Source organism: Humibacillus sp. DSM 29435 (assembly GCF_001758225.1).
GTDB lineage: Bacteria > Actinomycetota > Actinomycetes > Actinomycetales > Dermatophilaceae > DSM-29435.
Genome location: NZ_MAST01000002.1, coordinates 74300 through 87585, shown reverse-complemented (window position 1 = coordinate 87585; position 13286 = coordinate 74300). Strand labels below are relative to the sequence as shown.

Here is a 13286-nt window from a genome sequence, read left to right as displayed (position 1 = left end):
AGGGTGTGCCGACAGGGTGTGCCGACAGCGTCGGGCCGGCCGTCAGTCGCCGTCAGCCGGATGCCGTCGAGGAACCGTGGTCGGGTGCCCCGGGGGAGGGGCGAGGAGCATCACGTCGGGCGCTCGGTAATGCAGCGCTCGGGCGAAGCCGGTGAGCGGATCCTGCATCCAGCCGCGCAGCCGGCGGGGCCACCCCCACGGGTGCAGGGTGCCGTAGTGCACCGGCATCACGGCCCGGGCGCCCAGACGCAGCGCCGCCTCGGCGGCGGCTTCGGGGTCGAGGTGTCCTTCGGACAGTCGCGGGCCCCAGCCTCCGATGGGCAGCAGCGCCACGTCGATCGCCCCACCGGCCAGCACCGCCAGGTCGCCCATGTCGTCGTGAAGAGCCGTGTCGCCGGCGAAGTAGACGATGCTGTCGGCGCTGCGCACCAGAAAGCCGTTGGCCGCGTTGGGACGGTGTGGCATCGGCCGGCTCTCGTGCACCGCCGGCACGAGTCGCACGCTGACCGGCCGGTCGCCGGCCTGGTGCGGCACGGTCCACCACGCGTCGTCAGAGCGGTCGAGGTGGTCACGGCTGCCGAGGGTGCCGGAGTTGGTGGGCCGCGCCACCGTGAGACCGCATCGCACAGCCCAGGCGCGGTTGACCTCACCGGTCACCACCGGAGCGCCTCGCACCCGGCGCAGCGAAGCGAGGTCGGCGTGGTCGTGGTGCAGGTGCGAGAGCAGCACGGCGTCGGGGTGGTGCCACACCCGCGGGTCGGGAACGGCGCCCGATCGCACGAGGGGCCCGGCCCTGCGGCCCAGCAGCGGGTCGGTCAGCAGCCGCACCCCACCGAGCTCGATGACCACGGTGGAATGCCCCAGCCACGTCAGGCGGATGCCGTGTTCGCCATGCTCGTCGTGCTCGCCGGGCCCTTCACCGTGGTCGGGGCGTTCGTGGGTCACGGTTGCGCTCCGAGCGTTCCCTGGGCGCGTCGCCACCTTTGGATCTGGTCGTGGATGGCGACCGGGCTGGTGAAGAGGGGAACCGGCCCGTGGTCGCAGAGCAGGTCGTCGGAGATCTCGAGGTGCGTGGGGTGCAGGAGCAGCCCGTTGTTCTGGGGCCCGCCCACCCCGCCGTGCGAGCCCACCTGCTCCTCGAAGGCGTGCACCATGCCGTTCGCGTCGACGGTGGAGAGCAGGACGAGGTCGCCACAGTGTTCCGTCGTGCTGAGCCGCGCGAGATCGCCCGCCGTGCGCGGGCCGTAGGGAACGAGGGGGTCGACCCCGGTGACGCGGCCGCTGCCGAGGTGATGGATGCCGTGCGGTCCCACGACGACTGCCCCGCCGTGGCCGGCGGCGGCACTCCCCTCAGGCCCTGGTCGGCCAGTCGGTTGGCTCATGCTGCCTGGCCCGCGGTGCACATCGCTGCCCAGGCCGCCGCGGAGGTCTGCGGCCAGCGCCGCAGCAACCTGCCCGACTGCGTCATCGGCCAGGTCACCGGCGACCATGACGGCGCCGACCCCGTCGGTCAGGGCCAGCCCCGGCACCAGGCCCGGCCAGCGCGCCGTGACCTGTTCGAGCGTGGGCCGGGTCGGCAGTCCTGGAAACCACACCATGCCGAGGTTGCCGCCGCCGACGACCACCACGTCGGGGGTCTCGTCGCCGACCGCCCTGGTGCTGCCGCGGTCGGGCCCGACCACGAGTGGCCGCGACGATCTCGATGCGCGCGTGAAGGTGGAGGACAACAGGGCGTTGAGCGGCCCCCAGTCGTCACCGTTGGCGCTCTCGAGGGTGCTCACGGCATCCCCCTCCATGAGCGCTTCGACCCGTTCGGCGAGCGTGGCGCCGGTCAGCTGCTCGAACGTCGGCCCGAGACTCTGGCCGTGGTCTGACCACACGACGAAGTCGTAGTCGGTCGCGACCGCTGCGGCGGCGCGGGCCAACTCACCGAGCACGGTGTCGAGCCCCTCGAGGGCCCGCATGGCCTCGGGCCGCTCGGGCCCGGCGTGGTGGGCGATCTCGTCGTAGTCGACGAAATCGACGAACACGATGGCGGCTCCGCGGCTCATCGCATCGGTGACGAGCACGAGGTTGAGGGTGCGCAGAAACACGTTGGTGATGCCCCGCAGGGCGACGTACGACAGCTTGCGGTGGATCCGCGGCTGCACGTCGCGCACTCTCTGGCGGCGCGCCTGGTAGAGCTCTTTGACCATCTCGCCGAGGGTCAGCAGCAGTGTGCGCGGGAGCAGGAACGGGCTCGCGAAGAGCGGGATGTAGGAGGCGCCCGAACCCAGGCCGCCTCGCGTTCCTGCTCGGCTGAACACGAGGAAGGCGTGGTCGGCCTCACCCGTGAACGCCGTGCTGATCGCGACACCGCCCTCGCGCAACAGCCCGTGGCCCGGGGGGAACCGGGACTCCACCACGGCGGCGTCGGCCGACCGGTTCGAGACCATCAGGCGCCCCAGCTCGCGGTCCCACCAGCGGAACCCGGGCACCTGCGTGTCGTCTCCGTGCAGGATGCCGGCCTGGCTCGCCGGGGTGGTCGACGGCACTGGCACCCACCACTCGCGCAGCTGGTGGGTGCCCTGGGTGAGCCAGCGCGAGACGGTCGGGGCCTGACCCGAGGCCATCGCCCGCTGCATCACGCCGGCCGAGACCCCGTCGAACTGCAGCACGACCAGGCCCTTCGCCCGAGGGCCGCTCGGCTGGGCGCCACCCCGGCGGTGCAGGGCGTGACCCACGACGTAGGCCGTGTCGCTCGCCCCGACGAGCCACCGGCCGATCGCGGTGACCACCGCCATCACTCCCAGCACCACGGCGACCACGTACCAGTGTCGGAGCCGCACCCCGAGAAACGCGTAGGCCACCAGCCCCGAGATGGCCAGCTGGCCGACCAGACCGATCGCCAGGGCGAGCAGCGCGCTGCCCCGGCCGGCCAGAGCTCGCAGGAACGGCCGCGCGACCAGCTCGGCGACCAGCAGTGCGAGGGAGGTGGCGACGAGCTCGGCGACAGTGACCTGGCCGGCGCGGCCCACGACCGCGAGGCCGGCCCAGAGCCCCAGGGCCGCCACGCCCACCGACACCACCGTGGAGACCACCCGACCCGTCAGGGTCTGCTCGGGGGGCCCGTTCGGCTGAGCGCGAGGCGCCGTGGACATCGTTCTCCTGTGACGTTGCGGCCGTGTGAAGACCCCAACCTATGCCGGGGGTCAGACATCGAGGTGCGAGCCGCGACGCAGTCGCTTGACGGTGGTGCCCGCAGCGTTCGTGGGTGGAGCATGGGGTCATGACCACCACTGCGGAAGGCCCGTGGGGCGAGTGCCGGCCTGAGAATGTCGGGCAGTGCGCCCCCGACGAGCTGTTGGCAATGGGCTCCTCCCGGGCGCGGCTCGTGCTCACCACGACGATCCTCGGCAGCGGGGTGGCCATGCTCGACGGCAGCATCGTCAACGTGGCGCTGCCGCGCATCGGGGCCGACCTCGGGGCCGATCTCGCTGGGCTGCAGTGGGTCATCAACGCCTACGCCCTGACGCTGGCTGGGCTGATCCTGCTCGGCGGTTCACTCGGTGACCGCTTCGGCCGGGCCCGGGTCTACGTCATCGGCGTCGGTGGTTTCGGGGTCGCCTCCATCGCCTGCGGCATCGCCCCCACGATCGAGGTGCTGATCGCCGCCAGGGCGGTGCAGGGGGTCGCGGCGGCCATGCTCGTGCCCGGCAGCCTCGCGATCCTGCAGGCCTCGTTCCGTCGAGTCGACCGGATGGCGGCCATCGGCGCCTGGACCGGCCTGCTCGGTGTCGCCACGGCTTCTGGTCCGGTGGTCGGCGGGTGGCTGGTCGACTTCGACTGGCGCTGGGCCTTCTGGCTCAACGTGCCGCTGACCGCGGTGGTGGTCGTGCTCACCCTGAGGGTCGTGCCCGAGTCGCGTAACGCCACCGCGAGCCGCCGGTTCGATGTCACCGGGGTGCTGCTCGCCGTCGTCGGTCTCGGCGCCCTGACCTACGCGCTCACCATCGGGCCTGACCGCCCCGGTCTGGTGCCGTGGGCGATCGGGGCGGTGGGGGTGTTCGCGCTGGTCGGCTTCGTCGTCACCGAGCGCCGCTCAGGTCACCCCATGGTGCCGCCACGGCTCTTCGCCGACCGGGTGTTCACCGCCATCAACATCGTGACGCTCCTCGTCTACGCAGGGCTCGCCGCGGCACTGCTCTTCCTGGTGCTCTTCCTGCAGGTGTCGGCCGGTTGGTCGGCGCTCGCCGCCGGAGCATCGACCTTGCCCCTCAGCCTGATCATGCTGGCGCTGGCGAGCCGGTTCGGTGCGCTGGCCACGGCTCACGGCCCGCGCCGGTACATGATCGCCGGAACCCTGGCGGCCGCCGTCGGGTTCGGGTGGCTCGGGTTCGCGCCGAGTGACCCGTCGTACGCCGCGCATATCCTGCCGGGCATCACCTTGGTCGGCCTCGGCCTGGCGATGCTCGTCGCTCCGCTGACCGGAACGGTGCTGGCTGCTGCCCCCGACGAGCTGTCAGGCACGGCGAGTGGGGTCAACAACGCCGTCTCGCGAACGGCTGGGCTGCTGGCCGTGGCCGCCCTGCCGCCGCTCGTCGGTCTGTCGGGAGCGGCCTACTCCGACCCCGTGGCGATGGCGTCCGGCTACCGGGGGGCGATGTGGATCAGCGCCGGCCTCGTGGCCGCCGGGGCGGTGGTCACTGCCATCGGTCTGAGACCCGAGGCAGGCAAGCCGGCCCTCTCTGCGCAACACACCGAGTAGTCGTCAGGCACCAGCGGTTGCAGTCACTGGTGTTTGACGACTGCTCGGAGTGTTGCGGGTCTGGCGGGTCGGTGACTGCCGAACTTCCGCCGGCTCGCGGCCCGATCGGTGGCGGGTGAGCCCTAGGGTGTGAACCCTCACAAAGCCCCCTGAACCGCCGCACGCCGCGCTCCACAACGACGTAGGAGAAGCTCATGCACGAGACCCCCAGCCGACGCCTCTGGCGCCGGGTCGCCCTGGTCGCAGCGGTCGTCATGACCGCTTCGGTGGTGACCACCGCGCCCTTCGCCGCCGCAGTCGGCGCCCGTCCCGACAGCGCACGCCTCGTGGCGGCCGCCCCCCGCGCGGTCCCGCCCGTGACGACCGCGACCCCCTCAGGTGCCGGCACGGTGTCGGTCGACCTCGAGGGCGACCGCTGGAAGTTTCAGCTCGGCGACGACCCCGCCTACGCCGACCCCGGCTTCGACGACTCGGGCTGGACACCGTCGAGCGTGCCCAACGACGGTGCTGCCTTCGCGAACTACGACGGGTTCGGCTGGTACCGATCGAAGTTCGACCTTCCGGCGGGCGCCCAGGGCGCCAACCTCGTCGCCTCCCTCGGTTTCATCGACGACGTTGACGAGGCCTACCTCAACGGCAAGCGCATCGGCGGCTCGGGCGTCATGCCGCCGAATCCGAGCAGCCAGTGGTTTGAGAAGCGCCTCTACCCGGTGCCGGCCGACGCACCCGTCTTCGGCGGCGAGAACGTGCTGGCTGTGCGCGTCTACGACATGAACGGCGGCGGAGGCTGGTACGCCGGGCCGGTCGGCATCTTCTCCAAGGATGCCGTGCGCCAGACGGTCTACGGCATCACCGGCGACCTCGCCAACGCGAAGCAGACGCGCCGTGCGCTCTCGGTGCTGGCCCGCCAGAAGAAGGCGCTGGCCGCCGGCAACGCCAATGCCTACGTCGCCACTCTCGACGCGTCCTACTTCCACGACGGCCGCGCCAAGGAGCGGCGGGCTCGGGAGATCCGTTCGTGGCTGGCCGAGTCGGGCACACTGACCCTCACCGACAGCGAGGTCGAGGTCGTCGTGGGAGGCGACGGCACCCTCGTGGTCGACACCAACCGCACGATCACCGGCACCCGCAACGGCCAGCCCTTCGACTTCGAGCCGAAGACCCAGGAGTTCCTCCGGGTGTCCGCCAAGACGTCGAAAGAGACGGGCGACCACTCGCGCTTCTTCCGCGACCACGTCGACTCCGCCCTCGAGGGGGCGCGCCGCGAGTTCGTCACCTACCTGCCGCCGAGCTATTTCACCGAGCCCAACCGCCGCTACCCCGTCGTGTACCTGCTGCACGGCATCAACGGCGGCAGCCGAGAGTGGGAACCGCGCAAGATGGATGCCGTGCTCGACGACCTGACCGCTCGCGGCCTCGCCGAGTCGATCGTGATCATGCCCGATGGCGAGTCGCTCTGGTATCTCGACCAGCCCGGTGGGGTGCCGTGGCGCAGCATGTTCCTGACCGAGATGGTGCCGCTCGTCGACAGGGAGTACCGCACCCTGGCCCAGCGCGACTTCCGCGCGTTGTCAGGCGTCTCGATGGGCGGGTTCGGTGCCTTCTCGATCGGGTTGTCAAACCCCGAGATGTTCTCGTCGCTGGCCTCGCACATCGGTTCACTCGGGTACACCCCCTCGGGGCCGACCCCGATCACCCAGGCCGGGGCGATGACGACCGAGCAGCTGAGCCGCTTCGACTTCTACTTCGACGCCTGCGAAGACGACGACTACGGCTTCGACAACGGGGTTCGGCAGCTCGATGCGATCCTGACCCAGAAGGGGGTCGAGCACACGTCGGAGGTCTACCCCACGGGGCGACACAACGACGAGTGCTGGCTGCCGCACGTCGACCGTTCGTTCGGGTTGCACTCCGAGCACTTCCGCGCGGCTGGCTTGCGTGAGGACTACGTCGCCCCGAAGCTCACGGTCTCGGCCGACCGCCCCGTGATCTGGTTGGCGAACCGGCGACTGCGTCCGGTCAGCATCACGGTGAAGGCAACCGACGAGTCGGGAGCGGTCAAGGTCAAGCTCGTCGACGTGCGAGTCACCGGCGCGAAACAGTCAGACGTCGTGCGTCGCACCGACCGGAAGTTCCTCGTGCGAGCGGTGCCCGGGGCGAGCTACACCTTCGTCTACCGGGCGACGGATGCCGCCGGCAACGCCACGAGCCGACGCACCACGGTAGCCGTTCGGCGTTGACGTTCGGGGCTGGCAGATCGGGGCGGCACGTGATGGAGCTCATCGCGTGCCGCCCCGATCTGTGACGGGGGCTGGTCAGCCGGTGGGCTTGGTCGCGCGCACGGTCGCGGAGTGCATCCCGGGAGCGGCCTCGTGGGTGAACTCGACGCTGGCCCCGGTGAAGCCGGCTCGCTCGAGACCGGTGAGGTACTCGTCGCGCGACAGCGCACCGGCGATGCACCCGACGTAGGTGCCGCGCTCGGCCCGGTCGGCCGGGGTCAGGTGGTCTTCGGCGACGACGTCCGAGACACCGATTCGCCCGCCCGGCCTCAGCACCCGGAACATCTCGGCGAGCACGGCCGGCTTGTCGGTCGAGAGGTTGATGACACAGTTGGAGATCACGACGTCGACGGTGGCGTCGGGCAGGGGCACGGCCTCGATCGTGCCCTTGAGGAACTCCACATTGCTGACGCCGGCGACAGCACGGTTGGACTCGGCCAGCGCCAGCATCTCGTCGGTCATGTCGACGCCGTAGGCGCGGCCGGTAGGGCCGACCCGGCGCGCCGACAGGAGCACGTCGATGCCGCCACCCGAGCCGAGGTCGAGCACGGTCTCACCCTCGCGCAGATCGGCTACTGCAGTCGGGTTGCCGCAGCCCAGGCTGGCCAAGAGCGCCTCCTCGGGAAGCTCGTTCTGCTCCCGCTCGCCGTAGAGCGTCGCCCCGAAGGTCTCGCCGACCTGGGTGTTGTTGCCACCGCAGCACGACGAGTTCTGCTCGGTCAGCGACGTCGGTGAGGTCGGTGAGTCCGTGGTCACTGACGTCGGGCTGCAGCATCCGGCGGGAGCGGCGGCGTCGACGAGCTCGAGCGGGTTGGCCGCCCGGCTCGTGACGGCTCGGGCGGCAGCGGCGTAGCGCTCACGGACCTCGTCCTGCACCTGACGGTCGGCGCTCATGTCCCACTCCTTGCATCGATGATATTCAATATGTTCGAGAATGACTCAGGCATAGATGTCTGTCAATACGTGGTCGGTGCGAGAAGAAACAACCACCTGGGCCCTCGCGTTGCCGATCACCGGCCAACACACCGAGCAATCGCGAACTCACCGGGCAGTTGGTCGGTGAGTTGCGGATTGCTCGGTGTGTTGCGGGTCGGTCGCTGCCGAACGGGATCCGCCGCGTCTAGGGTCGGCTGGTGACCACAGATGAGGAGGCGCTGCGTCGCCTGGTTGTCCGCACGCTGATGCCGGGGTTCCCCGGTACCACCGTTCCGGCCTGGATCGAGCACGCGTATGCCGCTGGGCTGGCTGCGGTGTGTCTCTACGGCGCGAACGTCGTTGACGATGAACAGTTCTCGACTCTGTGTCACGACCTGCATGCTGCCGCTCCCGACCTCGTGCTCGCCGTCGACGAGGAGGGCGGCGACGTGACCCGGGTGCACCTCGCGACCGGCTCGCCGCACCCGGGCAACGCCGTGCTCGGCCGGCTCGACGACCTCGAACTGACGCGGGCCTCGGCGCAGGCCATCGGCCGCGAGCTGATGGCCCACGGCATCACGCTCGACCTGGCCCCGGTCGTCGACGTCAACTCGGCCGACGACAACCCGGTCATCGGCGTGCGCAGCTTCGGGCGCGACCCGATGCTGGTCGCTCGACACTCGACCGCCTTCGTCGATGGCTTGCAGTCGGTCGGGGTGGCGGCCTGCGCGAAGCACTTCCCGGGTCATGGCGACACGGCCATCGACTCGCACCTCGCGCTGCCGCGCATCGACGTGCCTCGAGAAGTGCTGGCCGAGCGCGAGCTCGCACCGTTCCGAGCCGCGGTCGCGGCGGGTGCCGCGTGCATTATGACCTCGCACATCGTGGTCGCGGCTATCGACCCGGAGCAGCCGGCGACGTTCTCGCCGCTGCTGCTTCACGGCGTCTTGCGTGACGAGCTCGGCTACGACGGGGTGGTCGTCACTGACGCCCTCGACATGGCTGGGGCCAGCGCCGAGACGGGGATCCCTGAGGCCGCCGTGCGAGCCCTTGTCGCCGGGTGCGATCTGCTGTGCGTCGGGTCGGAGACGAGCGAGGAGGAGTTTCTCGAGGTCGTCGACGCGGTGGTGACCGCCGTCGGGGTCGGTCGACTCGACCGGGCGAGGCTGGAGCAGGCGGTGAGCCGAGTCGACCGGCTCGTAGCCACCTTCCCGCCCGGGCCGGTTCGGGCAGCCACGTCGTATGCAGGCGAGCCGGCCCCGACGCTGCCGGTGTCTGACACCGCGATCGCCCGAGCCTTCGAGGTCGGCCCGGCGGTGGCCGACTGGTGCTCGGCTCCCGAGCGCGCCGTCGTCGTGCAGCTGGCTTCGGCCACCAACCTGGCCGTCGGGGATGTGCGGTGGGGTCCGGCCGCAGTGGGTCGTGCCATCGAGGTGGACGAGGTCGGAGCGGGCGACAAGGTGGCGGTCGTGGGTCGCGGGCTGAGTGCACGGCATCCGGCCTGGGCTCTGACCGAAAGCCTGCGCTCGCAGGGCCACTTCGTCATCGTCGTCGAGTGCGGGTGGCCCCGCCCGGGTGGGCCTGCGGCTCCTGACGTCGTCACCTTCGGTGGCTCGCCCGCGGTGGGCCGAGCGCTGGCCGACCTCTTGGGGGTCGTCGGGCGGCCCGGCCACTGAGCCGCTCGACCTTTCGACCTTCGGCCGGGGTCGGCCGTGGGCTGTCGGCCCGTCGCACCTCGGGGCCGCCAGTGGCCCGCAGACCGGGCTGTTCTCACCATTGACAGCACAGCGGGCATCTCGGACACTCGTGGGAGCGCTCCCACCTCAGCCCAGGAGGTGGGGATCCGATCGCGACAAAGGAGTCCGACCGTGGATCGTTCGACCCGAGCCACCCGCCCTGCCCACCCGATCCACCGACGTCACCGTCTCGCGCCGACGAAGCTGACGGCGCTGGCCACCTGCTTCGGCCTGACCGTCACGACGGCGATGCTGGCGCCGGCCACCATCGCGGGGGCCGACCCCGGCCCCGAGCAGATCACGAACGGCACGTTCGACACCGATCTCCTCGGCTGGAACGCCTTCCCGTCGGCCTCGGTGGTCGACGGCCGAGGGTGTGTCGACGTGCCGGCGGGTACGGCGCCTTACCAGGCGGGCCTGCTGCAGGAGGTGCCGATGGTGGCGGGGGAGATCTACGCCTTTCACTACGAGGCGCTCACCGTGCCGGCCACCACGGCCGAGGTGCGCGTTCTCATCCAGGGCGGCCCCGACATCAACTACGCGGAGTTCCTGCCGTCGCAGAAGCACCCGCTGACGCCCGATGCGCAGGCCTTCGACTCCACCTTCACGGCCGACCGCGACTACCCCAACGCGACCGTCGCCTTCCAGCAGGACATCACCAACGCCGCCGCCTACCGGCTGTGCCTCGACAATGTGTCACTAACCGGTGGCGCCGCCCCGGCGACCTACGTGCCCGACACGGGGCCCGCCGTGCGCGTCAACCAGGTGGGCTACCTGACGGGCGGGCCGAAAGAGGCCACCGTCGTCACCGACGCCAAGGGTCCTCAGCAGTGGCTGCTGCGCGACGCCCGGGGAGTGGTGGTGCGCCGCGGCCTGACCCACCCCGAGGGGATGGTGAGCAGCGCCGGGGTGAAGGCCCAGACGATCAGCTTCGACTCCTTCCGCCGGGCGGGCGCCGGGTACACCCTCACCGTCGGCGACCAGACGAGCTACCCGTTCGCGATCGGCAGCAACCTGTACGAGAAGCTGCGCACCCAGAGCAAGACCTTCTAATACACCAACCGCAGCGGCATCGCGATCGACGACGAGCTCGCGCCGGGATACGGCCGCACGGCTGGCCACGTCGGCGTGGCGCCCAACCAGGGCGACATTGCCGTGCCCTGCCAGGCTCTGGACGACCCGTCGCAAGGCCTCTATGACCAGCCGTTCACCTGTGACGGCACCCGTGACGTGAGCGGCGGCTGGTACGACGCCGGCGACCAGGGCAAGTACGTCGTCAACGCCGGAGTCTCGGTGGCGCAGCTGATGATGGAGTACGAACGCACGAAGACCGGTCACGCGAAACCCGCTGCCTACCGTGACGGTTCGCTCGCCATCCCCGAGGCCGGCAACGGCGCGCCCGACCTGCTCGACGAGGTGCGCTGGGAGCTGGCGTGGATGATGCGCATGCAGGTTCCGGCTGGCCAGCCCTACGCGGGTATGGCCAACCACAAGGTCGCCGACGTCGACTGGACCGGTCTGCCCATGCTGCCCGCCAACGACCCGCAGCCGCGGGTGCTCTACCGCCCCTCGACGGCTGCCACCCTCAACCTCGCGGCCGCTGCAGCGCAGGGTGCCCGGCTCTTCGCCCACGTCGACCGGGCGTTCTCGAAGCAGCTGCTGAGGTCGTCACGCACCTCCTACGCCGCGGCGAAGAAGACTCCGGCCCTCTACGCGCCGGCCGCCGACGCCACCATCGACCTCAACCCGGGCAGCGGCCCCTATGAGGACGATGACGTCAGCGACGAGTTCTACTGGGCCGCAGCCGAGCTCTACCTCACCACCGGCGAGAAGGCCTTCCGCGGGGCTGTGCTCGCCTCACCGCACCACACCGGTGTGGTCTTCGGTGACGGCGCCTTCGACTGGCAGCAGGTGGCGGGGCTCGCTCGGCTCGACCTGGCCACGGTGCCCAGCCGGCTGCCCGACGCCTGGAAGGTTCGCCGTTCGGTCGTGAAGGCGGCCGACGCCTACCTGCGTGACGCGAAGCGGGAGGCCTTCGGGCAGGCGTACCACCCGAAGGACGGCATCTGGGTCTGGGGCTCGAACTCGGCGATCCTCAACAACCTGCAGGTGGTCGGTACGGCCTACGACCTCACCGGCCAGAAGCGGTACGCCGACGGCGTGCTGAGCAGCCTCGACTACGTCTTCGGCCGCAACGCGCTCAACCATTCGTACGTGACCGGGTGGGGAACGGTGTACTCGCAGAACCAGCACAGTCGCTGGTACGCGGCCTCGCTCGACCCGACCCTGCCGCATCCGCCGACGGGAACCGTTGCAGGAGGGCCGAACTCGACCGCGACCGCGACCGGTGACCCGGTGGCTGCGAACAAGCTCACCGGCTGTATCGACCAGTTCTGCTACCTCGACGAGATCGGTTCGTGGTCGACGAACGAGATCACCATCAACTGGAACGCACCGCTGTCGTGGGTGTCGGGCTTCGTCACGAGCCTGCCGAAGCGGTACTGACGCGAGGTCTGTCGGGCGACGAGGTGGGCGGCACGCTCTGCGATACTGCAAGCGTGCCGCCTGCGCCTCGCCCCACCCTCGAAGACGTGGCGGCCCGGGCCGGGGTGGGCCGTGGAACGGCATCCCGGGCCTTGTCGGGCTCGACCGGAGTGCGCGAGAGCACCCGCACGACGGTGCTCGCCGCCGCCCGTGACCTCGGGTACCGGCCCAACGCCGCCGCCCGTTCGCTGGTGACGCGGCGCACCGGGATGGTCACCCTGGCGCTCTGGGAGCCCATCGACCGCATGTTCGCAGACCCCTTCCTCGCAGCCACCGTGCGCGGCCTCGGGCGGGTACTGCGCCAGCACGACCACCGGCTCGTGCTGCTGCCGCTCGAGGCCGACGACGACCCCACCGACGCTCTCGACTACCTGCGCGACGGCCACACCGACGGGGTCGTGGTGGTGTCGTCGCACGGGCCGCACGACCTCGGCACCGCGCTCGCAGGGCGCGACGTGCCGGTGGTGCGCATCGGCCGAGCCCTGCACGACGACGGACTGCCCTGGGTCGACGTCGACAACCTCACCGGGGGAAGGCTCGCCGCCGAGCACCTGCTCGATCGCGGATGCCGGTCGCCGGCACACGTCACGGGGGCCCTGGAGACGCACGCCGGCTGGGTCCGTCGGCAGGGCTACCGGGTCGCGCTCGCTGCGGCGGCCGAGAACGTTGCTCCTCGCGAGGTCGAGGGCGACTTCAGCTGGGAGTCGGGCCGGGCGGGCGCCCTGGTGATCATGAGCAGCTGGCCCGACACCGACGGCATCTTCGCGGCCTCTGACGCCGCTGCGACGGGGGTGCTGGCCGCGTTGGCTGACCTCGGGGTGTCCGTTCCGGGGCGGGTGCGGGTGGTCGGGTTTGACGACTCACCCCTCAGCTGGGCCAGCAGCCCGCGCCTGAGCACCATCCACCAGCCGATCGCCGAGCTCGGGGAGCGTGCGGGGCGAAGGCTGCTCGAGGTGCTCGGCATCGCGGGCGTGACGACGAGTGGGTCGGATGCTGCTCAGCTGCTGCCGGTGCGCCTCGTCGAGCGGGCCAGCACCTGACGCCGTGACGATGTGGCCTCGAAGG

8 protein-coding genes and 1 pseudogene are annotated in these 13286 nt (G+C 70.9%); 6 read left to right on the top strand and 3 right to left on the bottom strand.

Features of this window, described 5'->3' with window-relative positions:
• Positions 1-42: 42 nt before the first annotated feature.
• Together BA895_RS02650 and BA895_RS02645 are read right to left on the bottom strand one after the other, a co-directional pair.
• A complete protein-coding gene (locus BA895_RS02650; RefSeq protein WP_175442240.1) occupies positions 43-945 on the bottom strand; it encodes an MBL fold metallo-hydrolase in 903 nt (300 codons plus the stop codon).
• Positions 942-3140, bottom strand: coding sequence for an alkaline phosphatase family protein (locus tag BA895_RS02645; protein WP_070190350.1), 2199 nt, complete (start codon positions 3138-3140; stop codon positions 942-944). Before BA895_RS02645 ends, BA895_RS02650 begins: the two co-directional genes overlap by 4 nt.
• 128 nt (positions 3141-3268) lie before the next feature.
• Here BA895_RS02645 and BA895_RS02640 point away from each other — a divergent pair, with 128 nt between their 5' ends.
• Entirely contained in the window at positions 3269-4747 is a 1479-nt protein-coding gene (locus BA895_RS02640; RefSeq protein WP_083282908.1) for an MFS transporter, read from the top strand.
• A gap of 194 nt (positions 4748-4941) precedes the next feature.
• Entirely contained in the window at positions 4942-6987 is a 2046-nt protein-coding gene (locus BA895_RS02635; protein ID WP_070190348.1) for an alpha/beta hydrolase-fold protein, read from the top strand.
• Positions 6988-7062: 75 nt separating this feature from the next.
• Here BA895_RS02635 and arsM read toward each other — a convergent pair whose 3' ends face one another.
• Positions 7063-7920, bottom strand: a complete 858-nt coding sequence (arsM, locus tag BA895_RS02630) for an arsenite methyltransferase (RefSeq protein WP_070190347.1) — start codon at positions 7918-7920, stop codon at positions 7063-7065.
• 239 nt (positions 7921-8159) lie between these two features.
• On the opposite strand from arsM, the gene BA895_RS02625 reads away from it, so the two are divergent.
• The 4 genes and pseudogenes from BA895_RS02625 (at position 8160) to BA895_RS02615 (ending at position 13261) form a co-directional block, all read left to right on the top strand.
• A complete protein-coding gene (locus tag BA895_RS02625) occupies positions 8160-9617 on the top strand; it encodes a glycoside hydrolase family 3 protein (protein WP_070190346.1) in 1458 nt (485 codons plus the stop codon).
• Between the two features lie 192 nt (positions 9618-9809).
• A complete protein-coding gene (locus BA895_RS24285) occupies positions 9810-10730 on the top strand; it encodes a cellulase N-terminal Ig-like domain-containing protein (protein ID WP_254666287.1) in 921 nt (306 codons plus the stop codon).
• Positions 10731-10745: 15 nt separating this feature from the next.
• A pseudogene (locus BA895_RS24280) lies at positions 10746-12182 on the top strand (glycoside hydrolase family 9 protein); the annotation flags it as partial.
• A 53-nt stretch (positions 12183-12235) separates the two neighbouring features.
• Complete coding sequence (locus BA895_RS02615) at positions 12236-13261, top strand: LacI family DNA-binding transcriptional regulator (protein WP_070190413.1); 1026 nt, start codon at positions 12236-12238, stop codon at positions 13259-13261.
• Positions 13262-13286: the final 25 nt, after the last annotated feature.

Coding starts and splice junctions, on each gene's coding strand:
- BA895_RS02645 (WP_070190350.1), bottom strand. CDS start 3,140: ATGTCCACGGCGCCTCGCGCTCAGCCGAACGGGCCCCCCGAGCAGACC.
- BA895_RS02640 (WP_083282908.1), top strand. CDS start 3,269: ATGACCACCACTGCGGAAGGCCCGTGGGGCGAGTGCCGGCCTGAGAAT.
- BA895_RS02635 (WP_070190348.1), top strand. CDS start 4,942: ATGCACGAGACCCCCAGCCGACGCCTCTGGCGCCGGGTCGCCCTGGTC.
- arsM (WP_070190347.1), bottom strand. CDS start 7,920: ATGAGCGCCGACCGTCAGGTGCAGGACGAGGTCCGTGAGCGCTACGCC.